Here is a 25303-nt window from a genome sequence, read left to right as displayed (position 1 = left end):
ACCTCGCCCCCTGTCCAGAAAACACGGATCAGTTGCGAAGGGCATACTCGGTATGCATACTCAGTATCCATGTCGATCAGACACGGACTGCTCGCGTTGCTGAGCAGGGGACCGCGTTACGGCTACCAGTTGCGCGTGGAATTCGAGGCGTCGACGGGGGCGACCTGGCCGCTCAACATCGGCCAGGTCTATACGACGCTCTCGCGGCTGGAGCGCGACGGCCTGGTCGCGCCGGGCGGCGCGGACGAGCAGGGCCGGGCGGTCTACACGATCACCGAGGCCGGTCGTACGGAGCTGGAGCGATGGTTCAGCACCCCCGTCGCCCAGGACGACCGGCCTCGGGACGAACTAGCCATCAAGATCGCGATGGCCGTGGCCGGCGCGGACGTCGACGTGGCCGAGGTCATCCTCACCCAGCGCATGGCCACCATGCGCGCCTTGCAGGACCTCACCCAGGCCAAGCGGGCCGCCACCGGAGGCCTGGCACAGCGGCTGGTCCTCGATTCGCTGATTTTCAAGGCCGAGGCGGAGCAGCGCTGGCTGGACCACTGCGAGGCCGTTTCCAAGGAGAAGAAGCATGACCGTGGTGAGTAGTTTGCACGATGTGACCCGCGAGCACGGCTCGGTGCGCGCGCTGCGGGGCGTGAGCCTGGAGGTGTCGAGCGGCGAGCTGGTAGCGGTCATGGGCCCGTCGGGCTCGGGCAAGTCGACCCTGCTCAACCTGGCCGGCGGCCTCGACCGGCCCACCTCCGGCAGCGTGACGATCGAGGGCCGCGACCTCGCCGCCGTGAAGGACCTGGCGGCGCTCAGGCGCCGCAGCGTCGGGTACGTCTTCCAGGATCTCAACCTGATCCCGTCCCTGACGGCCGCCGAGAACGTGATGCTGCCCAGGGAATTGGACGGCGTCCGGTCGGGCCGGGCCCGCGCCGAGGCACTGGCCGCGCTGGCCGACGTGGGAGCCGAGGAGGTCGCCGACCGTTTCCCCGAGGAACTGTCCGGCGGGCAGCGCCAGCGCGTGGCCATCGCCAGGGCGCTGACGGGCCAGCGGCGGTTGCTGCTGGCCGACGAGCCGACCGGCGCGCTTGACACCGCGACCGGCGACGAGATCCTGCAACTGCTGCGTTCCCGCTGCGACGAGGGCGTGGCGGTGCTGCTCGTCACCCACGAGCCGCGCTACGCGGCCTGGGCCGACCGCGTGGTCTACCTGCGTGACGGCCTGATCGCCGAGGCGAACGCCGTGCGCCTGGAGAGCGCCCGATGAGCGCGTTCCGCGCCGCGCTGCGGATCTCGCGCAGGGACGCGCTGCGCTTCAAAGGCCGCACCGCGCTGATCATGGTGATGATCGGCCTGCCCGTGCTGGTCATCACGGCGGTGCTCACCAGCTCCGCCACCACGGACATCACGCCGCGCGACAAATTGGACTCGATGCTGGGGACGGCCGACGCGCGCGTCATCACACTCCCGTTCCGCACTCCGGTGAGGCAGGACCGCGCCGGCCAGAGCCCGAACCAGCGCAAAGCGCAGCGCTCTGACCGGGCCTGGACACCGGCGGAGATCAACACGCTGCTCCAGGGCCGCCTGCTCCGCTACCAGAGCAACGTCGTGGAAGCCCGCCTGGCGGACGGCTACGACCGTGTGGACGTGTTCGAGGTCGACCTGCGTGACCCGATGGCCGGCGGGATGCGCCGTCTCGTCGAGGGCAGGCTCCCCGCCGCGCCCGGCGAGGTCGCGGTGTCTCCCGAGATGATCGGCCGAGGCGTCCACCTCGGCGACACGATCAAGGTGTGGCGGCCGGACCGGACCGTGCGCGTGGTCGGCGTCGTCGAGCACCCGAACCGTCCCGGGCTGCGCGAGATGGTCGCCCTGCCGGAGGGGCTGCTCCCGCACCAGAACGACGGCAACAGCAGCGGCTGGCTGGCCGACACCTCCGCTCCCGTGCAGTGGGCCGATGTCCGGCGGCTGAACAAGGCGGGGCTGGGCGTCATCTCCCGTGCCGTGATCGAGAACCCGACGGCCGCCCAGCTCAGGCAAGAGAACTTCCACCCGGACGGCCCCGTACGCACTCTGGCCGCGCTCGGCATCGCGGTCGTGCTCATCGTCACGGAGACCGTGCTGCTGGCCGGGCCGTCGTTCGCGGTCGGGCTGCGGCGCAGGCGCAGGGAGCTGGCGGTGATCGCGGCTCAGGGCGCCTCCGGCTCGCAACTCCGGACGATCGTGCTGGCCGACGGGCTCGTGCTGGGCGGCGCCGCCGCGCTCCTCGGCGCCGTGCTCGGCATCGGGGCGGGCGCGCTGGCGGAATCGATCGCGGCCCGCGCGCTGGACTGGACGCACGGTCCGGTGGACGTCCCGTGGTGGCAGGTGCTCGGTGTGGCCTCGCTCGGCGTGGTGAGCGGGGTGACCGCGGCGCTGGTGCCGGCGGTGCAGGCGAGCCGGCAGAGTCCGGTGCACGTCCTGGCGGGGCGCGCCGCCGTGGACACCCACGCGCGGGCGGGCCGTCCCATGCTCGCAGCGGTGCTGGTGGCGCTGGGGATCGGCGGGAGTTTCCTCGCCGCCCGCCATGGCGTGCTGTCCGTCGCGGCTTCCGGGGCGGTCCTCGTGCTCGGCCTCGTCGCGCTGATGCCGTGGCTGGTGCGGATCACGGGACGGCTCGCGGCGCGGCTGCCGCTCCCGTTACGGCTGTCCGTACGCGACGGCTCCCGCCATCGCGTCCGCACAGCCTCCGCCGCCGCGGCGGTCATGGCGGCCACCATGGTCGCGGTCACCCTCGGCATCGGTCTCAGCAGCTCTTACGCCGAGCGCGAGGCGAACAGGAACACCGTGTTGCCCGCGGGAACCCTCACCATCGGCAGGTACGACGTGGACGATCAAGCGTGGTCCGTGATCCGGGCGGCGGCCGAGCAGGCGCTGCCCGGCGTGGATCTGGTCTCCGGGCTGAGGGCGAAGGATGGGCAAGGGGAGGACGTGAGCCTGACGGTCGCATGGGATTCCGGGGCGTGCGGGGAGAAAAGACCCTGCGTCCCGCCCGACAGCCACCGCCTGTCCCTGCCGATCGGCGACGAGCGCTTGCTCGCGCTCCTCCAAGGACGCCACGACCCGCAGGCCGCCGCGGCGTTGCGCGCGGGCAAGGCTGTGGCGTTCGACACAGGGCTGGTGCGGGGCGGCGTGATCGAGCTGATGAGCGAGTCATGGGGCCCGGACGGCAGCACGAAGCCCAAGAGGTTCACGGTGCCGGCCGTGGTGGCGAGCGCGGCCGAGCACGCGCAGACCGGTGCTCTGATCCCGGCCTCGGCCGTGACGGCCGCCGGCTTCAAGCCGGCCGAGCGCGTGGTCTACGCCGCCCAGGTGCCCGCCGACGTGGAGCGTCTGGAGCGCGATCTCGGGGTCGTGGGCGGCGGCGCCTTCGTCGACGTGGAGCAGCGCGCCGACGAGTCCGTCGCGGGCATGCTGCTGATGCTGCTCGGCGCGGCGGTCGTCCTGGTGCTCGGCGGCACGTTCGCGGCCACCGGCCTGGCGGCGGCGGACATGCGGAAGGATCTCGACACCATGTCGGCGGTCGGCGGGGCGCCGCTGGTCCGCAGGCTTGTGGTGGCGGCCCAGGCGGCGTACGTCTCGGGGCTCGGCACCCTGGCGGGGCTGGCCGGCGGCGTGGTCAGCGGCATCGCGCTCACCTGGCCGATGACCCGGATGGGTGACCGGGCGCCGGGGGCGGCCTTCTTCGACCCCGGCACCACCACGATCGACATTCCCTGGGTGTTCCTGGCCGGCCTCGTGATCGGGCTGCCGCTGCTGGCGGCGCTCGTGACCGGTGCGTTCACGCGGACGCGTCTGGCACTGGCACGACGGGTGGCGTGAGGCGGTACTTCAGCACCATCAGCACCGACGCGAAGATGATCAGCGCGGGGACCGCGGTCAGCCCTATGAGCACCGCGGTCACCGCGCTGTCCGGTTGCTGGACCGGCCTGCTCGGCTCGGACTCGATGAAGCCGCCGATCGAGAGGATCACCCCGAAGATCAGCGCGCCGGACGAGCTGACCGCGCTCTCGATGGCCGTCCAGAGCCCGGTCAGCACACCTGCCCGGCGCTTGCCCGTCCGCGCCGCGTCCGCCGCGATCACATCCGCCAGCATGGAGAACTGCAGCAGTTGCAGCCCCGCGTACCCGACGCCCACGAGCGCGACCGTCACATGCGCCCACACCGCGCCGAACAGCGGCGTCGCCATGGTGGCCGTCGTGCCGCACCCGAACAGCAGCGTGCCCATGAGCATCGCGCCGCGTTTGCCGAACCGCCTGGACAGCCGCACCCACAGCGGCATCGTCAGCAGCATCGGGCCCACCAGCGCGGCGAAGAGCGTCTGTGTGGCCTTGGAGGAGCCGATCGTGTAGGTCGCGAAGTACGGCGCCCCGGCCAGCATCATGCTCACGGCCAGCATCTGCGTGCAGGACAGCACGGTCAGCCACAGGAACGCCGAGTTGCCCTTGATCGCCGCGAACTGCTCGCGCCATCCGCCGTGATCCGCCTCGGGGGCGCCGGTCATGGGGGCGCGGGCGGTGCCGAAGAAGGAGCCCAGCATGGCGGCGAGCATGATGATCGCGATCGTGGCCGCCATCAACCGGTAGCTGCCCAGCGTGCCGTCCTCGCCCTCGCTGGTGGCGATGGCCGGCGCGAGCACGCCGCTGACCGCGGTCGCCGCTGCGATGAACACCATCCGCCACTGCAGCAGCGACGTGCGCTCGTGGTAGTCGTGCGTCATCTCGCCGGGCATCGCCTTGTACGGGACCTCGAACAACGCGTACGCCGTCGCCGTCGCCAGGAAGCACACGCCCACGTACGCGGCGGCCGGAACCCCGGTCAGCGGCGGCCCCGCGAACACCAGGAAGAACGCGGCCGGCAGCGTGCACGCCCCGGCCAGCAGCCACGGCCGCCGCGGACCCCACCGCGAGACGGTGCGGTCCGACCAGCGCCCCACCATCGGATTGACGACCAGGTCCCAGACCTTGGGCGCGGTGACCACGACGCCGGCCAGCCACGCGGGCACGGCGAGGAAATTGGTCATGTAGTAGAGCAGCAGCAGCCCGGGCACGGCGTTGACCGTGGCCGTGCAGAAGGAACCCACGCCATAGCCGAGGCGCACGCCCCTGGAAACCGCGGGCGTGCTCCCCGCCGGTGCGTTCATGAACGCGGTTCGTCAGTCGCGCACATCGGCGCACACCACGTGAGCGCCGATCTCGATCATCCGGCGCTCGCTGCGCGCGTCCGCCACCCTGGCCATGAGGATGGGCGCGCCACTGGCCGCGAACTGCGGCAGCCGCGCGCGCACCAGGCGGTGCAGGTCGCGTACGACGTCCTCGGCGGCCGACATGTGCGTCTTCACATGCAGCATGATCCCCGGCACTCCGGACGCGGTGCGGGCCTCGGAGATCCAGACGTGGTGCACCAGCGGGAAGTCCATGAGCAGCTGTCCGATCGCCTTGCGCAGGGCGGGCAGGATCGGGTGCGTGCACCGCCGGTAGCCCGGATCCACCTGCTGCATCGGCCCCGACAGGTGCGGCCGCGGCGCGGGCACCCACGGGATCGCCGGCGCCTGCGGAGCCGGAGGGGCCACCTGGGCCAGCGTGGCACCGCGCGACACGGTGGCCATCGCGCCCGTCGCGTAGGCGGCGGGCACCGCCCCCGACAGGACGGGCGTGGGCCCCGTGCGCGTCGTGGTGAGGAAGCGCTGGAGATCCTCGATGGGCACGGCCGCGGCGGCTGGTCCGGCCGCGTCGATCACGATCTCCCGCACGCCCGTGACGCGCTGGATGTCCAGGATGGTGTCGGCGTCGCAGGCCGACAGGGAATGACTGCCACGGTGCCTGGCGTAGGTAGCCGGGCTGGTGTAGCCCAGCAACACGCGGTCACCGGCTTGGGTCGTCCCAAGGACGACCGAACGATCTGGTCGCACTGCCACCAGGACACCGCCATCGGCGAGAGCGCTCAGCAGACGGTGGGGAGTGCCATGCTGAGCGAGCACGTCGGCAAGCGCAGGATTCCCGATGCTCATATGACGAACCATAGGTAGTTGGCCACGGCTTATCAGGCTAATGGGCAAGAAATCTTCCGATCAAGACAAAGATGGGCGCGATGTGGATGAGTTTCCGACCCGGTGGGTACGGGCTGGGCTGTCTCACATCGTGGGTCCCTCGTGAACACGTTCACAAGCGGCGGATAGACTCGGTGGGACAGCCGGGGGACCCATGGACGTGTTCCCCGAAGACCCGTCGCAGAGCCCCTAAGGATCCACACCCGTGAACAAGCCCGTCGTTCTGGTCGCAGAGGAACTGTCCGAGGCTGGCCTCGCCGTGCTCGGTGCTGATTTCGAGGTCCGCCACACCGACGGCGCCGACCGTTCCCAGCTGCTGCCCGCTCTCGCCGAGGTGGACGCGCTGATCGTCCGCTCCGCCACGCAGGTCGACGCCGAGGCCATCGCCGCGGCGCCCAAGCTGCGGGTGGTCGCCCGCGCCGGCGTCGGACTCGACAACGTCGACGTCGAGGCCGCCACGAAGGCGGGCGTGATGGTGGTCAACGCGCCGACCTCCAACATCACCAGCGCCGCCGAGCAGACCGTCGCCCTCATTCTGGCCAGCGCGCGCAACACGGCTCAGGCCCACGCCGCGCTGAAGAACGGGGAGTGGAAGCGTTCCAAGTACACCGGGGTCGAGCTCGACGAGAAGGTCATCGGCATCCTCGGCCTGGGCAAGATCGGGCAGCTGGTGGCGCAGCGGCTGCAGCCGTTCGGTGTCGAGCTGATCGCCTACGACCCCTACCTGCCGCCGGCCCGCGCCGCGCAGATGGGCGTCAAGCTGCTCAGCCTCGACGAGGTGCTCAAGCAGGCCGACTTCATCACCGTGCACCTGCCCAAGTCCAAGGAGACGCTCGGGCTGATCGGTGACGCGGAGCTCCACAAGGTCAAGCCGAACGTCCGCATCATCAACGTCGCCCGCGGCGGCATCGTGGACGAGGCCGCGCTCTACTCGGCCATCAAGGAGGGCCGCGTCGCGGGCGCGGGCCTCGACGTGTTCTCCAAGGAGCCGTGCGTCGACAGCCCGCTGTTCGAGCTCGACCAGGTCGTCGTCACGCCGCACCTGGGCGCCTCCACGCACGAGGCGCAGGAGAAGGCCGGCACCCAGGTCGCGCGGAGTGTGAAGCTGGCGCTGGCCGGCGAGTTCGTGCCGGACGCGGTCAACGTCCAGGGCGGCGCGGTGGCCGAGGAGGTCAAGCCGGGCCTGCCGCTGGCGGAGAAGCTGGGCCGGGTGTTCACCGCGCTGGCCGGCGAGGTCGCCACCAAGCTCGACATCGAGGTGCGCGGCGAGATCGCCTCGCAGGACGTGCGGGTGATCGAGCTGGCCGCGCTCAAGGGCGTGTTCGCCGACGTGATCGAGGAGCAGGTCACCTACGTCAACGCGCCGCTGCTGGCCAAGGACCGGGGCATCGCCGTCGAGCTGGTGACCAGCTCGGAGAGCCCTGACTGGCGCAACGTGGTGACCGTGCGCGGCGTGCTCGCCGACGGACGCCAGGTCTCGGTCTCCGGCACGCTGTCCGGCCCTCGCCAGATCACGAAGATCGTCGAGGTCAACGGCTACGAGATGGAGATCGAGCCGACGGCCCACCTGGCGTTCTTCACCTACACCGACCGGCCCGGCATCGTCGGCGTGGTCGGCCGTCTGCTCGGCGAGCACAACATCAACATCGCCTCGATGCAGGTGGCCCGTTCCACCAAGGGCGGCAAGGCGCTCATCGCGCTGACCGTCGACTCGGCCATCCCGGCTGACGTGGCCGAGCAGATCATGTCCGAGATCGGCGCGGAGAGCGGCCGCTCGGTGGACCTGGAGGACTGACCCGCCCGTCTCGCGGAAGGCCGCCGCCTTCAGGGGTGGCGGCCTTTTGTTGTCTCAGCATGTGAGATACTAGGACATCCAACGAGATGCCTCAGGTATCGTAACGACAAATGCGCCAGGTGCTCGTACTCATTACCTGCCGCGGCGAGGCCTGTTAGGGCAGGTCGACGACTCGCCGCGGTGAGCGGCGTGCGTCGGCCGATAAGTCCCTTCCTCCGGTCCGTGACCCGGACCGACGAGATCAGGCCCGGTCGGGTTCGCGACCGGAATCCGAGGTCCCTTTTGGAACGCGCCCGCGAAACGAGATGAGAGACATGTACGAGATGGATGCCTGGAACCGTGCCGAGGAATACGCCGACGAGGCCGCGGAGGCCGTGCAGACCGCCCTGGACCGCAGGGACAACGGCGGCGCGCCTCAGAATTCCAGCCGGTAGAACACCGCTGTCCGCTTCATCCCCGGCACGAGCTCGACGATCCGGGTCACGAGGCGATGCGGCGTCGACAGACGGTCGAACCCGTCGATGTCGAAGGCGCTCGTCGCGTCCAGACAGCGCAGCTTCGGGTGGATCGCTGCCAGGTCGGCCGGGCCCTCGATGCTCCAGTGGAGCGTGGCCCCGGCCTTCTGGACGGGCCTGTTGAGCTTCTGCAGGCGCAGGCCCAGGCGGTTCAAGGCGTCGAAGACGAACTGGCCGCTCGGGAAGCGCTCCACGATCGCCCGCAGCAGCGCCCGGCCCTCGCCGGGATCGAGATAGTAGAACAGGCCCTCGGCGACGACCAGCACAGGCCGGTCGGCGGGGACCTGGTCGAGCCAGGTCAGCTCGGTGACCGATGAGCCGATCATGGTGTAGCCCGGCGGCGGCTCGGGGAACAGCCGCCGGCGCAGCTCGACGACCTCCGGGTAGTCGACGTCGTACCAGCGCACGGTCGGCGCCGGGGTCAGCCGGTGGAAGCGGGTGTCGAGCCCGCAGCCCAGGTGCAGCACCGTGGCGCCGGGACGCGCGGCCAGGAACTCGGCGGCCCACCGGTCCATGAAGCGGGCCCTGAGCGCCACGGCCGGCGCAGTGCGGGCGGTGATGCCGGTCTTGCGGAAATCGTGGTCGATCCGCCCGATCACGTCGGCGGCGAGCTCGTCGCCGAGTATCGGGCTCGGCGACCTGGCGTCGAGCGCCCTGCCGTACAGCGTGGCGAGGAGAGTGGCCTTCTCCTCGGTGAGGTGCACCTTCTCGGGCATGCACCCACGGTACGCCACGAAAGCGTGTCCGAAGAGTGAGATGATGTGTTCGTCAGTCGAGACGAGCCGGTAAGGTAACCGCCATGGAGTCGCGTAATATCCGCTTGGCCGTCATCCCCGGGGATGGCATCGGCACCGAGGTCGTGGCCGAAGGACTCAAAGTCCTGGAGGCCGTCGGCACGAAGATCGAGCCCACCCACTACGACCTGGGGGCAGCACGCTACCACCGCACCGGTGAGACACTGCCGGACTCGGTGCTCGAGGAGCTGCGCGGTTACGACGCGATCCTGCTCGGCGCCGTGGGCGACCCCAGCGTGCCGCCGGGCATCCTCGAGCGCGACCTGCTGCTGCGCCTGCGGTTCGCGTTCGACCACTACGTCAACCTGCGGCCGGTCAAGCTGTTCCCCGGCGTCCGGACCCCGCTGGCCGACACGGCTGCCGAGGACATCGACATGATCGTCGTCCGGGAGGGCACCGAGGGCCTCTACGCGGGCACCGGCGGCGCCATGCGGCGCGGCACGCCCCATGAGATCGCCACCCAGGAGTCGCTCAACACCGCCTACGGCGTCGAGCGCGTGGTGCGTTACGCGTTCGAGAAGGCCAAGACGCGGCCCCGCAAGAAGCTCACGCTCGTCCACAAGACCAACGTCCTCACCTACGCGGGCGACCTGTGGCAGCGCACGGTCAACCGGCTGGCGGAGGAATACTCCGAGGTCACGACCGACTACTGCCACATCGACGCGGCCTCGATGTTCTTCGTGAGCCAGCCGGAGCGGTTCGACGTGGTCGTCACCGACAACCTGTTCGGCGACATCATCACCGACCTCGGCGCGGCCATCGCCGGCGGCATCGGCCTGGCCGCCAGCGGCAACATCAACCCCGAGCGCACCGCGCCCAGCATGTTCGAGCCGGTGCACGGCAGCGCGCCCGACATCGCCGGGCAGGGCAAGGCCGACCCGACCGCGACCATCCTGTCGGTCGCCATGCTCCTCGACCACCTCGGCCTGCACAACGAGGCGGCGAAGGTCGAGCAGGCGGTGGCCGACGACATCGTGGAGCGGCCGGCCGGCTGGGCGGGCCGCAGCACGCAGGAGATCGGCGACGCCATCACCGCGCGAGTATCCGGCTAGGGCCGCCTAGTTCGAACGCGCCTGGCGGTCCGAGAAGGGCTGCCAGGCGCTTTTTCATGTCCAAACGGTTGAAACCATCCCATCAGCCGCTTGCCATCCCATATGGCGAGACAATAGGAAGTACGAGCTGCCCTCGGGCAGTGCTGCCATCGCCCTCGCGGATCCGTAGGTCCGCAGGATTCGGTAGATTTCGCAGATTCGCAGAGAGAAGGACCGTCGTCATGACCATCGCTCAGAAGCTCAGCTTCGACGTGCAGCTATCCGACCACGCTCGCACCGCGGCAGAGCGCGAGCAGGTGCTGGCGGACCCGGGATTCGGGCAGACCTTCACCGATCACATGGTCTCGATCGACTACACCGAGGGCCAGGGCTGGCACGACGCCAGGCTCATGCCGTACGGACCGCTCTCTCTCGACCCGGCCACCTCGGTCTTCCACTACGCGCAGGAGCTGTTCGAGGGGCTGAAGGCCTATCGCCAGGTCACCGGCTCGATCGTGATGTTCCGCCCATACGCGAACGCCTCCAGGTTCAACCGCTCGGCCGCCCGCATGGCCATGCCCGCGCTGCCCGAGGAGACGTTCGTCGAGTCGCTCGAGCTGCTCGTCGAGACCGACAAGGAGTGGGTGCCCACCACCGAGGGGCACAGCCTCTACCTGCGGCCCTTCATGATCGCCACGCAGGCGGGACTCGGGGTCAACTATCCGTCGAAGACGTACAAGTACATGGCGATCGCCTCGCCGGCGGCCTCCTACTTCACGGGCGGCATCAAGCCCGTCTCGGTCTGGCTGTCCACCGAATACACCCGCGCGGCGCCCGGCGGCACCGGTTTCGCCAAGTGCGGCGGCAACTACGCGGCGGCGTTCGTCGCCCAGCGGCAGGCGGTGGCGAACGGCTGCGACCAGGTGGTGTGGCTGGACGCCGGCGCGCACCAGTACGTCGAGGAAATGGGCGGCATGAACCTGTTCTTCGTCTTCGGCAACAAGCTCGTCACCCCCGCGCTGACCGGCACCCTGCTGCCCGGCATCACCAGGGACTCCATCCTGGAACTGGCCGGTGACCTCGGCCTGGAGACCGAGGAGCGGCTCATCTCGGTCGAGGAATGGCAGTCCGGCTGCGCGTCCGGCGAGCTGACGGAGGTCTTCGCCTGCGGGACGGCGGCCGTGGTCACCCCCGTGGGCTCGGTGAAGGGCGCCGACCGCGCCTGGACCGTCGCCGACGGCACCCCCGGGCCGGTGACGATGCGGGTGCGCGAGGAGCTGGTCGGCATCCAGTACGGCGCCCGCCCCGACGCCCACAACTGGGTCCACAAGATCGGTTAGTACGTCACTTCTTTCTGATCAGCGTCATCCCGTCCGCGACCGGCAGCACGAGCACGGTGACCCGGGGGTCCTCGATCACCAGGTCGTTGAACTCCCGGATCTCCACGGTCGTGACCTCGTCGTGGGCGGGATCGGCCACGTGCCCGCCGCGCAGCGTGTTGTCCGCGATCAGCAGCCCGCCGGGCCGCATGCGCTCGATCAGCAACTCGTAGTAGCCGGGGTAGTTGCCCTTGTCGGCGTCCAGGAAGGCGAGGTCGACGGTCTGGTCGAAGGCGGCCAGCGTCTCCATGGCCGGCCCCAGTGTGAGCGTCACCCGGTCGGCCACGCCGCCCTCCGCCCAGTAGCGGCGCGCGATCGACGTCCACTTCTCGCTCACGTCGAAGCAGTGCAGCCGGCCGCCCGACAGCCCACGGGCGATGCACAGGGACGAATAGCCGGTGAACGTCCCCACCTCCACGGCCACGTCAGGAGCCATCAGCTGGGTGATCATCGTGAGGAAAAGGCCCTGGTCAGGGGAGATCTGCATGACCGCGGAGCCGCCCGTGACCTCGATGGTCTCCTTGGCCAGCTCCTCCAGCAGGGGATCGGGCTTGGTGGAGTGCTCAAGGACATACCGTGCGACGGCGGGAGTGATGAGGTCTGCCTTCATAAGGCCACGATAGGGTCTCGCAAGTGATGAAGCGGTTTGCGGCGGTCGTGCTGGCCTGCGTGGTTCTGTCCGTGTTGTGGTTCGCTCAGCCGGGCACGTCGTCCGATGGCGTACAGCTGAGCAGGCAGGCGGACGGCTCCATGGTGCTGGCGGACAGGTCGAGCGACGCCCCTGTGCTGGACGTGTACGAGGACTACGACTGCCCGGTGTGCAAGGACATGCATGCCAAGGTCGACGCCACGATCCAGCGGCTGGCGCGCGAGGGCAAAGTCAAGGTCGTCTTCCACCCGGTGACGATCTTCCAGGACGAGCCCATGCGCTCCAACTCCGTCCGCGCCGCCGCGGCCGCCCGCTGCGTTCCCGAGGCGAACTGGCTGGCCTTCCGCGACGAGCTGTACGCCATCCAGCCCGCGCCGCACGGCGAGGCGTCAGGGTTCACCGTCGAGGAGCTGGTCAAGGCGGCCAGGAAGGCAGGCGCGGCGGTCGACGAGTGCGTGACGTCGCAGTCGTACGCGAAGGCGCACCTGGAGCAGACCGCCACGATCCGGCTGGAGGGCACGCCGACCCTGGTCCTGGACGGGCAGCTGCTGGGCAACGAGGCGTTCGACGCCACCGCGCTCGAAAAGGCCATCACCGGGGGCATGGGCGTAGAGGTGTGACTCGGAGATCCCACAAGGTGAGACCGGTGTGCCAAGTGGTGAATCGCTATGGCACACTGGGTGACACCATGTTCTACGGTCTGCTCATTATTGACAGGCGCGCTGGCTGACACAGGGACAACGCCAGCGCGCAGACCTCTCACGTCCGTGAGGGGTCTTTTTGTTTTCACGAAAAGAGAGGCTCATGGCCGACGACCGCTTCCACGTATACGACACGACCCTGCGAGACGGCGCGCAGCAGGAGGGGCTCAACCTGACCGTCGCCGACAAGCTCGCCGTCGCGCGTCACCTGGACGGGCTGGGCGTCGGCTTCATTGAGGGGGGCTGGCCCGGCGCCAACCCCAAGGACACCGAGTTCTTCAGGCGCGCTCAAACAGAGCTCGACCTGAAGCATGCGCAACTCGCCGCGTTCGGCGCGACCCGCCGGGCCGGTGTGAAGGCAGCCGACGACCCTTTGGTGGCCGCTTTGCGCGAATCCGGCGCGCCGGTCGTGACCCTTGTCGCCAAGAGTCACGACCGGCACGTGGAGCTGGCCCTCCGCACGACTCTCCAGGAGAACCTCGCGATGATCCGCGACACGGTCTCTCACCTTCGTGCGGGGGGACAGCGGGTCTTCCTCGACGCCGAGCACTTCTTCGACGGCTACAAGTCCAATCCAGCCTACGCGCTGGAGGTCCTCAGGACCGCCGCCGAGGCCGGAGCCGACGTCATCGCCCTGTGTGACACCAATGGCGGCATGCTCCCCGACGAGCTGGCCGACATCGTCAACGAGGCCGTTCAGGCCGGCGCCCGCGTCGGCATCCACTGCCACGACGACACCGGCTGCGCGGTCGCCAACACGCTGGCCGCCGTCAAGGCGGGCGCCACCCACGTCCAGGGCTGCGCCAACGGCTACGGCGAGCGCTCCGGCAACGCCAACCTCTTCACCGTCGTCGCCAACCTGCAGCTCAAGAGGGGATTCGACCTGGTGCCGGCGGCCGCGCTGGCCGACATGACCCGCATCGCGCACGCCATCACCGAGGTCACCAACGTCACCCCCAACTCCCACGCGCCCTACGTCGGCATGTCCGCCTTCGCCCACAAGGCCGGCCTGCACGCCAGCGCGATCAAGGTCGACCCCAACCTCTACCAGCACATCGACCCGGCCGCCGTCGGCAACGACATGCGCATGCTGGTCTCCGACATGGCAGGCCGCGCCTCGGTCGAGCTCAAGGGCCGTGAGCTGGGCTACGAGCTGACGCCCGAGCACACCAAGACGCTGGTCGAGCGGGTCAAGGACCTGGAGTCCAAGGGCTTCACGTTCGAGGCCGCGGACGCCTCCTTCGAGCTGCTGCTGCGTGACACCGTGGCCGGGGAGCGCAAGCGCCACTTCGACGTGGAGTCCTGGCGGGTCATCGTCGAGCGGACCAAGGGCGGCGAGCTGGTCAGTGAGGCCACCGTCAAGGTGCACGCCAAGGGCGAGCGCATCGTGGCCACCGGCGAGGGCAACGGCCCCGTCAACGCCCTGGACAAGGCCGTCCGCCTGGCGCTGGAGCAGCTCTACCCCGAGCTGGCCAAGCTGGAGCTGGTCGACTTCAAGGTCCGCATACTGGAGGACACGCACGGCACCGACGCCATCACCCGCGTCCTGATCACCTCCAGCGACGACACGGGCGAATGGGCCACCGTCGGCGTCGCCGAGAACATCATCGACGCCTCCTGGCAAGCACTGGAGCAGGCGGTCACGTACGGCCTGCTGCGTGCCGGCCGCGACTGCTGAGAGCCCTGCAGGCGGCCGGCGTGCCGGCCGCCGCTAGAACAGGTCGGCAGGGAATGACACGCCGTCGACCGTGACCTTCCCGCCCGAGCACGACACCTTGGGCGACTCGGCGCCGGGCACGATCACCGTCAGCAGGGACTCGGCCGCCGGGGACACGACCACGTTGGTCGGCTTCTTCGACAGGTAGGTCGGCGACACCCAGCCGAGCCTGCCGCCGCGCTCCACCTTCTGCCCGCCGACCCGGTCGCAGGAGGCGGAGAACTGCAGCAGCGTGACCTTGAACTTGCCGTCCTCCAGCACCACCTTGCCGCCGCCGTTGGAGACCACCTTCAGCGAGGGGTCGAAGCGCCACACGTTTCTGACCTTCTTGCCGCCGGAGGCCGTGTCCAGCACGGCCATCACGTCCTCGCCGTGGTTCACCAGCACGGAGCGGGTCCGGCTCACCCCGTAAGCCTGGTCGGTCAGCCGGAAGGACTGCCGGTCCGAGCCGTACTTCGACTCCGTGAGCTTGGAGGACGTGCGCGGCCTGAAGCGGGCTCCGACCACGGTGGGGACGTTGTGCGCCTCGGGCGACATCGTCCAGTAGCGGTAGGAGCTCTTCTCGTAGGAGTGGAAGCCGCCGTCGACGAGGATGTCGCGGCCCTGCGCGTAGTACGTGACGCCCAGGTGATCCTCGTGCCCGTGGAACTTCAGGCCGGGCCCGAACCTGATCGAGTAGTACGCGGAGTCGGGCTTGCCCCAGGCGGTCCGGCCGAACACGTAACCCGCCCGGTACGCCTTGACCTCCTGCTTCGGCGTGCCGGTCTCCATCTTCGGCTCGGTCTCGGCGCTGCCGTCCCCGAGGGGCGCCATGTAGCCGTTCGGCATGGTCGCGTGGGCGATGAAGTCCTTCAGCGCCTCGGTCCGCGAGGCGATCGTGCCGGGCACCTTGCGGTCGCAGGACTTCATGACGGTCATCGCGAACTGGAGCCGGCTGTAGACGTAGACCGCGTACCGCGGCGCCTGCTCCATCAGCGCGCCCTGCGCGTCCACGTCGATCGCCACCGTGCCCGTCAGGCGCCTGGAGGCCAGGTCCGCCCAGTCCTTGCGGCCGTATCTGCAGCCGATGCCCATGAGCGCGATGTCCTGGTCGATGCCGTGGTTATGGCCCTTCTTGTACAGGCGCGAGTCCGACAGGAGCTTGGCGTGCATGGCCAGGCTGTCCTTCAGCCAGCCCTCCTTGACGTGCATGCTCAGGCACAGCAGCGGCTGGGTGCGCAGGGAGACCGGGTGGTCTTTCCACACGTACGGCTGGGTGCCGCGGGCGCCGTACTTGTTGTTGGCCACCCAGTCCTTGGCGATCTCCTCGGCGCGGTCGAGGTAACCGCGCTCGCCGGTGTTCTCGTACTCGACGACCAGCGTGCCCATCCAGCGCAGCGACTGGAAGACGAACTCCCAGGAGCGGTTCCTGTACGGGCTCGCGTCCCAGTTGATCTTCTTGCCGAGCTTGTAGGCGGGCAGGCCCACGAGCGAGAGCTCGCCCCGCATGACGTCGTCGGCCGTCGGCGTGCCGGGTAACCAGTCGCCCTGGCACTGCGCGGTACGCGTCACCTTGTCGTCGGCTTGTGCAGGGCTCACGAGCCCGCCGAGGGCGAGCATGAGGGCAAGAGGTATCGCGAGCCGGCGCACGCCAGTTCCTTTCGGGACAAAAAGATGGATAAGGGAGCGGAGCTCCCGAGTAAATAAGGACGGCGGAACATGCTGTCCGGATTACGATCAACTGGTCAAGCTACGTGCCCGATTCGTTAACCGCGCGATGCCTCACTGGCATGCTTGTTTCCGTGAGATTCGACGACCTTGTGATTCCCGACACGCCCGCCTGCCGCGGCGCGCTCGAACTGGCCGGCCGCTACCATTCGCCGTCGCTGCTCAACCACTCGATCCGCGCCTACCTGTGGGCGGCCGCGTACGCGCAGGACAACGGCATCGCGTTCGACGCCGAGTTGCTCTACGTGTCGGCCATGCTGCACGACCTCGGACTGGTCGCCGAGTTCGACAGCCACACGGTGCCCTTTGAGGAGGCGGGCGGGCACGTGGCCTGGGCCTTCGCCGCCGGAGCCGGCTGGTCGCCCGAGCGCAGATCACGCGCGGCCGAGGTGATCATCCGGCACATGTGGGACGAAGTGCCGGTGGCGGAGGATCCCGAGGGGCACCTGCTGGAGCTGTCCACCGGCATGGACATCTCCGGCCGCCGTACCGACGAGATCCCCGCCGAAGTGCGGCGGGAGGTGCTGGAGCGTTATCCGCGGCTGGAGATCGCCAAGGAGTTCGCCGTGTGCATCTCCGAGCAGGGCGCGCGCAAGCCCGAGAGCATCGCCGGCCGGTTCGTGGCAGGCGGCGTCCTCGACCGCATCGCGCGCAACCCGCTGGACGCCTAGAGCGCTAGGCCTTGGGGCTCGCGGTCTCGGCGACTTCGAAGGTCCACACCTCGGAGCCCGTGGCCGCGGGGCCCTGACCGTGGCCGTGACCCTGGGCGGCGGAGGCGGCGGCCTGGGCATGCCCGCGGGCGAACGCCTGGCTCGACTGCCACTTCTGGAAGTCCTCCTCGCTGCGCCAGCGCGTGTAGACGAGATACTGCTCAGTGCCCTCCACGGGCCTGAGCAGCTCGAACCACTCGAACCCGTCGGCCGACTCCACCATCCCGGCCCGCTTGGAGAAGCGCTTTTCGAGCTCTTCCCGCATGTCGGCGGGCACGGTCAGCACGTTGATCTTCACGACGGACAAGGGGAACCCCTCCCATACGGCGCAGCTGAGGGCTCCAGGCTAACGCGGATCATTTGCGCCTCAGGGACAGGCCCAACACGTTCACCTCGCCCGTCGCGGCGACCCGCCCGGCCACGAAGCCGATCGAGCCGAGCCCGAGCACGAGCAGGAACGCGCCGAGGCCGCCGAAGGCGCCGACCACCCCGAGAACGATGCCGATGGCCATGCCGATCAGCGGCGTCCACTGGACGTTGTTCATGCCCTGACAGCTAACCGCAGCTATCCGGGTGATGCTCTGCACGACGGACTCCAGCCGCATAAATGGACGGCTCATGACTCGTCGGGTGTCGAGTGGGCGGACCCCTGTGGCAGCGGCGATAGCCTTGTCGGGTGCGTATAGCGAGGTTCTCCACAGGCGAAGGCGTGTCGTTCGGCGTGGTCGAAGGCGGTCCGGGCGAGGAGATCGTGTCCACGGTCGCCGGCCATCCGTTCGGTCAGGTGCAGTTCACCGGCGATCGGTTCCCGCTCAGCCAGGTGAAGCTGCTGGCTCCGATGCTGCCGAGCAAGGTGATCGCCATCGGCAGAAACTACGCCGAGCACGCGCGCGAGATGGGCAACGAGGTGCCCGAGGAGCCGCTCATCTTCATGAAGCCGTCCACCTCGGTGATCGGTCACGGCGAGAACATCGCCTATCCCACGTCGATGTCCGACCGCGTCGACTACGAAGGCGAGCTGGCCGTGGTGATCGGCAGGCTCTGCCGCGAGGTCCCGGTCGAGCGGGTCAAGGACGTCATTTTCGGCTACACCTGTGCCAACGACGTCACCGCCCGCGATCTGCAGAAGAAGGACGTGCAGTTCACCCGGGCCAAGGGGTTCGACACGTTCTGCCCGCTCGGGCCGTGGATCCAGACCGACCTGGACGCGAGCGACCTGGCGCTGACGACCACGGTCAACGGCGAGGTGCGCCAGAGCGGCCGCACCAGCCAGCTCATCCACGACATCCCCGCGCTGGTGGCCTACGTCAGCGCGGTCATGACGCTGATCCCCGGCGACGTCATCCTGACCGGCACCCCGGCAGGTGTCGGCCCGCTCCAGATCGACGACGAGGTCAGCGTCGGCATCGAAGGCATCGGCACACTCACGAACAAGGTGGTCTCCCGTGACTGATCTACGGGTGCGTTTCGCCCCGTCCCCAACCGGCATGTTCCACGTCGGCGGCGCCCGCACGGCGCTGTTCAACTGGGCGCTGGCCGAGCAGTCCGGCGGCCGCTTCGTGCTGCGCATCGAGGACACCGACGCGTCCCGCAACCGTCCGGAGTGGACTGAGGGCATCATCTCCGCGCTGGACTGGATCGGCATCAACGGCTCCAATCCGGTGTTCGAGGGCCCCTACTTCCAGTCGGCCTACGAGCCGCAGCACCGCGAGGCGGTGGCGAAGCTGCTGGCCGACGGCAGGGCCTACTACTGCGACTGCACGCGCGACACGCTCGTCGCCCGCACCGGCTCCGAGCACAAGGGCTACGACGGCTACTGCCGCGACCGCGGCCTGACCGAGGGCGCGGTGCGCTTCCGCACTCCCGACGAGGGCGTGACGGTGGTGGCGGACCTCGTCCGCGGCAACGTGGAGTTCCCCAACGAGGCGCAGGAGGACTTCGTCATCGCCCGCAGCGACGGCTCGCCGCTCTACGTGCTGGCCAACGCGGTCGACGACATCACCCAGAACATCACCCACGTCGTCCGCGGCGAGGAGCACCTGGGCAACGCGGCCAAGCAGATGCTGCTGTGGCCCGCGCTGGGCGCGACGCCGCCGGTCTGGGCGCACCTGCCGGTGATCGTCAACGAGCAGCGCAAAAAGTTGTCCAAGCGCCGCGACAAGGTGGCGCTGGAGGACTACCGCGCGGAGGGCTACCTGGCCGAGGCCATGGTCAACTACCTGATGCTGCTCGGCTGGGGCCCCGGCGAGGACCGCGAGATCATGCCGTGGTCGGAGATGGTGCCGCTGTTCCGGCTGGAGGACGTCAACTCCGCCAGCGCGTTCTTCGACGAGAAGAAGCTGCGCGCGTTCAACGGCGAATACATCCGGGCGCTCCCGCTGGAGACGTTCGAGGAGCGCTGCGCGTCCTACCTCGACCCGTCCTGGGACCGCGAGCTGTTCAGCAAGGTCGCGGTCCTGGCCCAGACCCGCCTCGCGGTGTTGTCGGAGATCCGGCAGAACATCGACTTCCTCTTCCTCGAGGAGCCGGTCTTCGAGCAGGCGTCCTGGGACAAGGCGATGAAAAACTCCCCGGTGGAGATCATCACCGGCTACCTCGAGCGGCTGGAGAGCGTGAGCTGGGACCCGGAGTCGCTCAAGGAGGCCCTGGAGGAGGTCGGCGGCGCCCACGGGCTCAAGCTCGGCAAGGCCCAGGCCCCGGTGCGCGTGGCGGTCACCGGCCGCACGGTGGGTCTGCCGCTGTTCGAGTCGATCGAGGTGCTCGGCCGCGAGCGGACCGTGGACCGGCTGCGCGCCGCCCTGACGCGGCTCCATTCAGGCACGTAGTCTGCCGCGACGGTTTCTACCGTCTCCGGCATGACCTATTTGGTGACCGGAGCGACGGGCTCCGTGGGCAGGCATGTCGTCGACCATCTCGTACGCGCGGGGCAGCGGGTGAGGGCGCTCACCCGCGACCCGGGCCGAGCACGATTGCCCGAGCAGGTGGAGGTCGTCCAGGGCGACCTCAGCCGCGCCGAGACGCTCGTCCCCGCGCTCCAGGGCGTCGAGGGCGTGCACCTCATCGACGTCGGCGGGTCCGGCTACGCGCCGCTCCCCAACGGCAAGGAGATCGTCCAGCTGATCGCCGAGGCCGGCGTGCGCCGGGTGACGCTGCTCAGCGGCTGGTCGCAGGGAACGCTGGAGCCCGCCGTGACCGCGAGCGATCTGTCATGGACCTACGTCCAGCCGACCGAGTTCATGGCGAACGCCCTCGTGTGGGCGGAGTCCGTCCGGACGAGGGGCGTGATCGAGGAGCCCTTCGGCGCGACGAAGACCGCGATGGTGCACGAGGCCGACATCGGCGCCGTGATCGCCACCGTGCTGGCGGAGGACGGGCACGCGGGCCACTCCTACGGCCTCACCGGCCCTGAGCTGCTCGACATGCCGGCCAAGGTGGCGACCCTGTCGAAGGCGATCGGCAAGGAGATCGCCTTCGTCGAGCTCACGGTGGACGAGATGCGCGAGCGTTACCGGGCCGAGGGCGTCCCCGAGGAGATGATCGAGTTCCAGATCGAGGTCTTCGGCAACGTGCCCGAGGACGCCTACCAGATCACGCCCACCGTCGAGCAGGTCACGGGGCGCCCACCGCGCACGTTCGCGCAGTGGGCCGCCGAACATGCCGCGGTTTTCAGTCCAGGCCGCGGCGCTTGAGCAGCGGATCGATGCTCGGCTCCCGCCCCCGGAAGTTGCGGAAGGCGGTCAGCGGATCGAGGCTTCCGCCGCGAGAGAGCAGCTCACGGCGGAAGTGATCGCCGTTCGCCCTGGTCAGGCCGCCGTTGTCCTTGAACCACTCCACGCTCTCCGCATCCAGCACCTCGCTCCAGATGTAGGAGTAGTAGCCGGCGCTGTAGCCGCCGGAGAAGATGTGCGCGAAGTAGTTGGTCCGGTAGCGAGGCCTGACCTGTGGCACGGCGATCTGGGCCGTCTCCAGCGCCGCCGCCTCGAACGCCTCCGCGTCGGCCACCGTCTCGCCGGGGGCCAGCTTGTGCCAGGCCCAGTCGAGCAGCGTGGCGGCCAGGTATTCGACGGTCTTGAAACCCTGGTTGAACTTCTCGGCCGCCTGCAGCTTCTCCACCAGCTCGGCCGGCATCGGCTCGCCCGTCTCGTGGTGCTTGGCGTAGTTGGCCAGGACCTCCGGCCAGGTCACCCACATCTCGTTGACCTGTGAGGGGTATTCGACGAAGTCCCGCGGCACGCTGGTGCCGGACACGCGCGGGAAGCGCACGTGGGAGAACAATCCGTGCAGCGCGTGCCCGAACTCGTGGAAGGCCGTGTTCACCTCGTCGTACGTCAGCAGCGTCGGCCCCGAGGCCGGCTTGGTGACGTTGAGGTTGTTCATCACCACGGGCCGCAGCCCGAACAGGAGAGACTGGTCGACCAGGTTGTTCATCCACGCCCCGCCGCGCTTGGTCGACCTGGCGTACGGGTCGAGCACGAACAGCCCCAGCCGGCTCCCGTCCTCCTCGAACACCTCGAACACCGTCACGTCAGGGTGATATCCACCCAGGTCGGGCCGCTCGGTGAAGGTGACCCCATACAGCTTGCCGGCCGCGAAGAAGACCCCGTCCCGGTAGACGCGGTTGAGCTCGAAGTAGGGCCGCATCGTGTCGGCGTCGAAGTCGTAGCGCGCCTCGCGCACCTTCTCCGAGTAGTAGGGCCAGTCCCACGGCTCGATCTCGAACCCGGCCTGTTCGGTCAGCTCCTCGGCCTCCCGCTTGGCGTTGCGCACGGCCGGCCCGACGAGCTGGCCGAGCATCTCCTCGACCGCCTCGACGGTCTTGGCCGTCTGGTCGGCCACCGAGTACGCGGCATGGCTGGGGAACCCGAGCAGCGCCGCCCGCTCGGCCCGCAATGTCGCCATCGTGGCGGCCACCTCGAAGTTGCCCTGTGCCCTGCCGACGCTCAGCTCGTAGAGCCTGCGGCGCACGTCGCGGTTCGTCAGCTGGGCCAAACCCGGCTGGGCGGTGAAGTTGAGCAGCGGCAGGACGTAGGTGCCGTCGTCCTTGCGCAGCGACTCGATCCTGGCCTCGTCGAACCCGTCGAGCTCCTTGGGGTCCTCGACCACCAGCGCCGACTCCGTCGAGGCCTTCAGCAGGCTCTGCGCGAAGGTGGTGGAGAGCTTCGACAGCTCCTCGTTGAGCCCGCGCAGCCGGTCCTGCTCTGACTCCGACAGGTCGGCGCCGGCCCTGATGAAGTCGTCGCGGTATTTCTCCAGCAGCCAGGCCTCCTCCGGGTCCTCCGTGGCGACCTGCTTGATGCGGGCCCACAGCGCCCGGTTGAGGTGGATCGCGTCGGCGTGCCTGGTCAGCTCCGGCGAGATCTCCTTCTCGATCTCCATGATGCCGTCGCTGGTGTTGGACGCGGCGATGCTGAAGAAGACCGTGGCCGTGCGGTCGAGGATCCGCCCCGACCGCTCGAGCGCGGCGATCGTGTTGTCGAAGGTCGGTTGCTCTGTGCTGCCCGCGATCGCCTCGACCTCGGCCAGCTGCTCGGCCATGCCGCGCCGGAAGGCAGGCAGGTAGTGCTCCTCACGGATGTCGGCGAAGGGCGGCAGCTCATACGGCAGGGTGCTTGGGGCGAAGAACGGATTCTCGGCCAACGCTCGGGCTCCTCCACGTGGTGTTTTGTCCCCCTCAGCTTGGCACGTCACGGCCGCTTCCGTGCGCGGCTCAAGGTCCGTCCGCGAATCGTTTTGGTCTTACCCCCCGAGCTGGGCTATTCTTTCGGACGTCGCCCAAGCGCACCTCTAGGGGTTCGCAGCGGTGGGGTATGGTGTAATTGGCAGCACGACTGATTCTGGTTCAGTTAGTCTAGGTTCGAGTCCTGGTACCCCAGCAGTGAACGGATGTCTCCCAAGGAGACGTCCGTTTTTTCATTTCGCCCTCGCGAACGTCGCCAAGTACGCCAGAGCCTCCGGAACGGCCCTCACGCTCTCGTACACCGACGAACCCTTCCTTCTCGACATCCGCCATGACGGAGCCGCTTTCGCCCGGCAGACGCCCACTGACGGCTGCCCGCCATCACCAGCCGGATCCGCCGCCACAGACCGGATCTGATGGCCGGATAAGCGGTTTGGTTGTGGTCTGCGGGGTGCGGTAGAGTTACCTGCGTCGCCGGGGGAGTCCCCGGCACACGAGCTTGTGGACAGGGTCCCGTCGTCTAGTGGCCCAGGACGCCGCCCTCTCAAGGCGGTAGCGCCGGTTCGAATCCGGTCGGGACTACCACTTTTCACAAGCCCGCGAAGGTCCCGTCGTCTAGTGGCCCAGGACGCCGCCCTCTCAAGGCGGTAGCGCCGGTTCGAATCCGGTCGGGACTACGTCTGCTTCTCCGCTCCGGTGCCCATGGCCCCGGAGCGTTTTGCTTTTCCCGCCAGGTGACGATTCTCACGCAAAACCGAAAGCCCCCGCCGCGAACGGCGGGGGCCTCAGAATCCGGCAGCGGCGCTGAACAGCGCCGCGCTCACGCGGAGCGAGCCTTGTAGAGGGCGCGTCTGGCCGCCTTGGCGACCTGCTTGTCCGGATGCACCTGGGCGATCAGATCCAGCAGCTCCTCCACATGCGCGTGCGGAATCTTCCAGATCACCTCGAGCAGGTCGTTGAGCATGTCCGGCCCGATGTCCTGCAGGCTGCTCACGAACTCCGACCGCCCGAGCCCGGCCGAGATCGTCCACATGTCCAGGATCAGCCAGTGCGTGTCATCCTGCGTCGGCTCCGGCGCCCCCTCGATCTCCAGCTGGCTCAAATGGGTCGCCGCATAGGGCCGCAGCGAGGGCTGCTTGAGCGCCGCCTGCCAGGCCGGGATCGCATCCTGCCCCAGGGTGCCGACCACACTGGCCGCCTGCACCCTGATCAGCGCGTCGCTCTCGTCCTCTGCCGCCGCCTCCAGCAGCTCCTCGGCCGCCCTGCCCGGCTCGCGCAGCCGCATCCAGGCCGCGAACTCCGCGTCGGCCTCGTCCTCGGGCAGCTCCGCGCTGAGCGCGAGCAGCTCGTGGGCGCTCATGGACTCGATCGCGGGCCGCGCGTCCAGCTCGATGTCGGAGTCGTCCACCAGGTGGACGACGCCTTCGGTGCCGAGGGGCGTGAGGCTGAGCGTCCGGCCCTGGACCTCGACCATGCCGTAGCCCACGAGCCAGTCGATCGGGGGCGCCAGCGGGTCGTCCGCCGCCTCCCACGCATCGGCGCCCAGCTCCTCGTCGAGCTCGGCGGCGGCCTCGGACAGCTCCTGCGCCAGCTCGTCGAGGTCGCGCGAGCCGCCCGCCAGCAGCAGCCTGACCAGCACGCCGCGAGTCAGGCCCGCCAGGGCCATGGTGAGATCCTCGTCCTCGAGCTCCGGGTCGCCGTAGTCGATCGAGTGCAGCCCGAGCATCCACGCGTCGAGGACGTCCTCGTCGTCGTCGAACGGCCACTCCGAGGTGTCGTCCTGCACACCCACCGTGTTGCCGTCGCCCGGCTCCAGGAACTCCAGGTCGACGGCCAGGTTCCAGATGTTCCACAGCTGCGGGACGGCCTCGGAGATCGGGCCGTCGGTCTCCGGCCTGGGCAACCCGACGACCCTCAGAGCCTCCTCCACCTCGGCGTCGCTCAGGAGCGTGTCCTGGCCCACCCGGCGCCCCGACCCGACCCACACGGCCAGGTCGCGGGCCTTGGCGATCAGCGGCGCCTGGCGGGCGGCCGCGGCCAGCTCCGAGTCGGGACGCAGCCTGATCGTGTCGAGATCGGAGAGCTCGTCGGCGAACGGCTCGAAGTCGCCGAGGTCACCGCTCTCGTCTTCCTCGTCGTCGCCCTCGGCGTCCTCCAGCAGCTCCTCCATGAGGTCGACGAACTCGTCCTCGACGTCATCGAGCTCGGCCTGCAGATCGGCGAGGGAGTCCGAGCCCTTGGTCAGCCTGCCGGTCTGCGAGAGGAACGTCAGGTACGCGTCCACGGCCGGGAGCATCCCGTCGGCGGCGGCGTCGGGATCCTCCACGACCTTGGGTATGCGGTCGAGCAGCAGGATGCGCAGGTCGGCCCGCTTCCAGGTGCCGAGATCCTGCGAGAAGGCGAGACGGTGCCACAGTGCGGCAGGGCCCACGAGCTCGGGATCGCTGTCGGGCGCGTTGGCACGCGCCCACATGATGAACTCTTCGAGCAGGGGTCGCAGCTCAGTGGCGGCTACCTCGATGCGATCGGTCACGCACTCAGGCTAGTGC

21 protein-coding genes and 3 tRNA genes are annotated in these 25303 nt (G+C 69.1%); 15 read left to right on the top strand and 9 right to left on the bottom strand.

The window, feature by feature from the left end; genetic code table 11:
- Positions 1-69: 69 nt before the first annotated feature.
- From Q9G87_RS13495 to Q9G87_RS13485, 3 genes are read left to right on the top strand one after another with little or no spacing between them, the layout of a single operon-like run.
- Positions 70-594: a PadR family transcriptional regulator gene (locus Q9G87_RS13495; RefSeq protein WP_305916647.1), complete on the top strand. Its 525-nt coding sequence runs from the start codon at positions 70-72 to the stop codon at positions 592-594.
- The gene (locus tag Q9G87_RS13490) at positions 578-1261 is read left to right on the top strand and encodes an ABC transporter ATP-binding protein (RefSeq protein ID WP_305916646.1); all 684 of its coding nucleotides are present in this window, start codon (positions 578-580) and stop codon (positions 1259-1261) included. Before Q9G87_RS13495 ends, Q9G87_RS13490 begins: the two co-directional genes overlap by 17 nt.
- On the top strand, positions 1258-3852 hold the full coding sequence (locus Q9G87_RS13485; protein WP_305916645.1) for an FtsX-like permease family protein: 2595 nt from the start codon (positions 1258-1260) through the stop codon (positions 3850-3852). The genes Q9G87_RS13490 and Q9G87_RS13485 overlap by 4 nt, the downstream gene beginning before the upstream one ends.
- Here the strand turns inward: Q9G87_RS13485 and Q9G87_RS13480 are convergent.
- On the bottom strand, positions 3812-5173 hold the full coding sequence (locus Q9G87_RS13480) for an MFS transporter (RefSeq protein ID WP_305916644.1): 1362 nt from the start codon (positions 5171-5173) through the stop codon (positions 3812-3814). The genes Q9G87_RS13485 and Q9G87_RS13480 overlap by 41 nt on opposite strands.
- 12 nt (positions 5174-5185) lie before the next feature.
- Complete coding sequence (locus Q9G87_RS13475) at positions 5186-6040, bottom strand: hypothetical protein (protein WP_305916643.1); 855 nt, start codon at positions 6038-6040, stop codon at positions 5186-5188.
- A gap of 244 nt (positions 6041-6284) precedes the next feature.
- Here Q9G87_RS13475 and serA point away from each other — a divergent pair, with 244 nt between their 5' ends.
- Positions 6285-7874 carry a phosphoglycerate dehydrogenase gene (gene serA, locus Q9G87_RS13470; protein ID WP_305916642.1) on the top strand — a complete coding sequence of 530 codons (1590 nt, stop codon included), beginning with the start codon at positions 6285-6287 and terminating at the stop codon, positions 7872-7874.
- Positions 7875-8289: 415 nt separating this feature from the next.
- On the opposite strand, the gene Q9G87_RS13465 is transcribed toward serA, so the two are convergent.
- Positions 8290-9105, bottom strand: a complete 816-nt coding sequence (locus tag Q9G87_RS13465) for a class I SAM-dependent methyltransferase (RefSeq protein ID WP_305916641.1) — start codon at positions 9103-9105, stop codon at positions 8290-8292.
- A gap of 83 nt (positions 9106-9188) precedes the next feature.
- On the opposite strand from Q9G87_RS13465, the gene Q9G87_RS13460 reads away from it, so the two are divergent.
- Together Q9G87_RS13460 and Q9G87_RS13455 are read left to right on the top strand one after the other, a co-directional pair.
- Positions 9189-10235: a 3-isopropylmalate dehydrogenase gene (locus tag Q9G87_RS13460; RefSeq protein ID WP_305916640.1), complete on the top strand. Its 1047-nt coding sequence runs from the start codon at positions 9189-9191 to the stop codon at positions 10233-10235.
- A 221-nt stretch (positions 10236-10456) separates the two neighbouring features.
- A complete protein-coding gene (locus tag Q9G87_RS13455) occupies positions 10457-11554 on the top strand; it encodes a branched-chain amino acid aminotransferase (protein WP_305916639.1) in 1098 nt (365 codons plus the stop codon).
- A gap of 4 nt (positions 11555-11558) precedes the next feature.
- On the opposite strand, the gene Q9G87_RS13450 is transcribed toward Q9G87_RS13455, so the two are convergent.
- Positions 11559-12203 (bottom strand): O-methyltransferase, encoded by a 645-nt coding sequence (locus Q9G87_RS13450; RefSeq protein WP_305916638.1) that lies wholly within the window; start codon positions 12201-12203, stop codon positions 11559-11561.
- Positions 12204-12229: 26 nt separating this feature from the next.
- Between Q9G87_RS13450 and Q9G87_RS13445 the strand changes: the two genes are divergently transcribed.
- Complete coding sequence (locus Q9G87_RS13445) at positions 12230-12862, top strand: DsbA family protein (RefSeq protein ID WP_305916813.1); 633 nt, start codon at positions 12230-12232, stop codon at positions 12860-12862.
- 184 nt (positions 12863-13046) lie between these two features.
- Positions 13047-14621, top strand: a complete 1575-nt coding sequence (gene cimA / locus Q9G87_RS13440; protein WP_305916637.1) for a citramalate synthase — start codon at positions 13047-13049, stop codon at positions 14619-14621.
- A 33-nt stretch (positions 14622-14654) separates the two neighbouring features.
- Here cimA and Q9G87_RS13435 read toward each other — a convergent pair whose 3' ends face one another.
- Positions 14655-16289, bottom strand: a complete 1635-nt coding sequence (locus tag Q9G87_RS13435; RefSeq protein WP_305916636.1) for a heparinase II/III domain-containing protein — start codon at positions 16287-16289, stop codon at positions 14655-14657.
- Between the two features lie 152 nt (positions 16290-16441).
- Between Q9G87_RS13435 and Q9G87_RS13430 the strand changes: the two genes are divergently transcribed.
- Complete coding sequence (locus Q9G87_RS13430) at positions 16442-17038, top strand: HD domain-containing protein (protein WP_305916635.1); 597 nt, start codon at positions 16442-16444, stop codon at positions 17036-17038.
- Positions 17039-17042: 4 nt separating this feature from the next.
- Here Q9G87_RS13430 and Q9G87_RS13425 read toward each other — a convergent pair whose 3' ends face one another.
- The gene (locus Q9G87_RS13425) at positions 17043-17384 is read right to left on the bottom strand and encodes an antibiotic biosynthesis monooxygenase family protein (RefSeq protein WP_305916634.1); all 342 of its coding nucleotides are present in this window, start codon (positions 17382-17384) and stop codon (positions 17043-17045) included.
- 49 nt (positions 17385-17433) lie between these two features.
- On the bottom strand, positions 17434-17697 hold the full coding sequence (locus Q9G87_RS13420) for a hypothetical protein (protein ID WP_371825765.1): 264 nt from the start codon (positions 17695-17697) through the stop codon (positions 17434-17436).
- 56 nt (positions 17698-17753) lie between these two features.
- Between Q9G87_RS13420 and Q9G87_RS13415 the strand changes: the two genes are divergently transcribed.
- From Q9G87_RS13415 to Q9G87_RS13405, 3 genes are read left to right on the top strand one after another with little or no spacing between them, the layout of a single operon-like run.
- Positions 17754-18530: a fumarylacetoacetate hydrolase family protein gene (locus Q9G87_RS13415; RefSeq protein ID WP_305916633.1), complete on the top strand. Its 777-nt coding sequence runs from the start codon at positions 17754-17756 to the stop codon at positions 18528-18530.
- 34 nt (positions 18531-18564) lie between these two features.
- The gene (gene gltX / locus Q9G87_RS13410; protein ID WP_371825770.1) at positions 18565-19902 is read left to right on the top strand and encodes a glutamate--tRNA ligase; all 1338 of its coding nucleotides are present in this window, start codon (positions 18565-18567) and stop codon (positions 19900-19902) included.
- Between the two features lie 30 nt (positions 19903-19932).
- On the top strand, positions 19933-20766 hold the full coding sequence (locus tag Q9G87_RS13405) for an NmrA family NAD(P)-binding protein (RefSeq protein WP_305916631.1): 834 nt from the start codon (positions 19933-19935) through the stop codon (positions 20764-20766).
- On the opposite strand, the gene Q9G87_RS13400 is transcribed toward Q9G87_RS13405, so the two are convergent.
- The gene (locus Q9G87_RS13400; RefSeq protein WP_305916630.1) at positions 20744-22714 is read right to left on the bottom strand and encodes a M3 family metallopeptidase; all 1971 of its coding nucleotides are present in this window, start codon (positions 22712-22714) and stop codon (positions 20744-20746) included. The two genes, Q9G87_RS13405 and Q9G87_RS13400, sit on opposite strands and share 23 nt — an antisense overlap.
- A gap of 164 nt (positions 22715-22878) precedes the next feature.
- Here Q9G87_RS13400 and Q9G87_RS13395 point away from each other — a divergent pair.
- The 3 genes from Q9G87_RS13395 to Q9G87_RS13385 all read left to right on the top strand — a co-directional run bounded on the left by Q9G87_RS13395 (position 22879) and on the right by Q9G87_RS13385 (position 23431).
- A tRNA-Gln gene (locus Q9G87_RS13395) sits at positions 22879-22950 on the top strand.
- 313 nt (positions 22951-23263) lie between these two features.
- Positions 23264-23339: transfer RNA gene (locus Q9G87_RS13390), tRNA-Glu, on the top strand.
- 19 nt (positions 23340-23358) lie between these two features.
- A tRNA-Glu gene (locus Q9G87_RS13385) sits at positions 23359-23431 on the top strand.
- Positions 23432-23574: 143 nt separating this feature from the next.
- On the opposite strand, the gene Q9G87_RS13380 is transcribed toward Q9G87_RS13385, so the two are convergent.
- Complete coding sequence (locus Q9G87_RS13380) at positions 23575-25287, bottom strand: hypothetical protein (RefSeq protein WP_305916629.1); 1713 nt, start codon at positions 25285-25287, stop codon at positions 23575-23577.
- Positions 25288-25303: the final 16 nt, after the last annotated feature.

It is taken from the genome of Nonomuraea turcica, from assembly GCF_030718205.1.
Classification (GTDB): domain Bacteria; phylum Actinomycetota; class Actinomycetes; order Streptosporangiales; family Streptosporangiaceae; genus Nonomuraea.
Note: the sequence above shows the minus strand (reverse complement) of the source record. Positions and strands in the feature narration are given on the sequence as shown.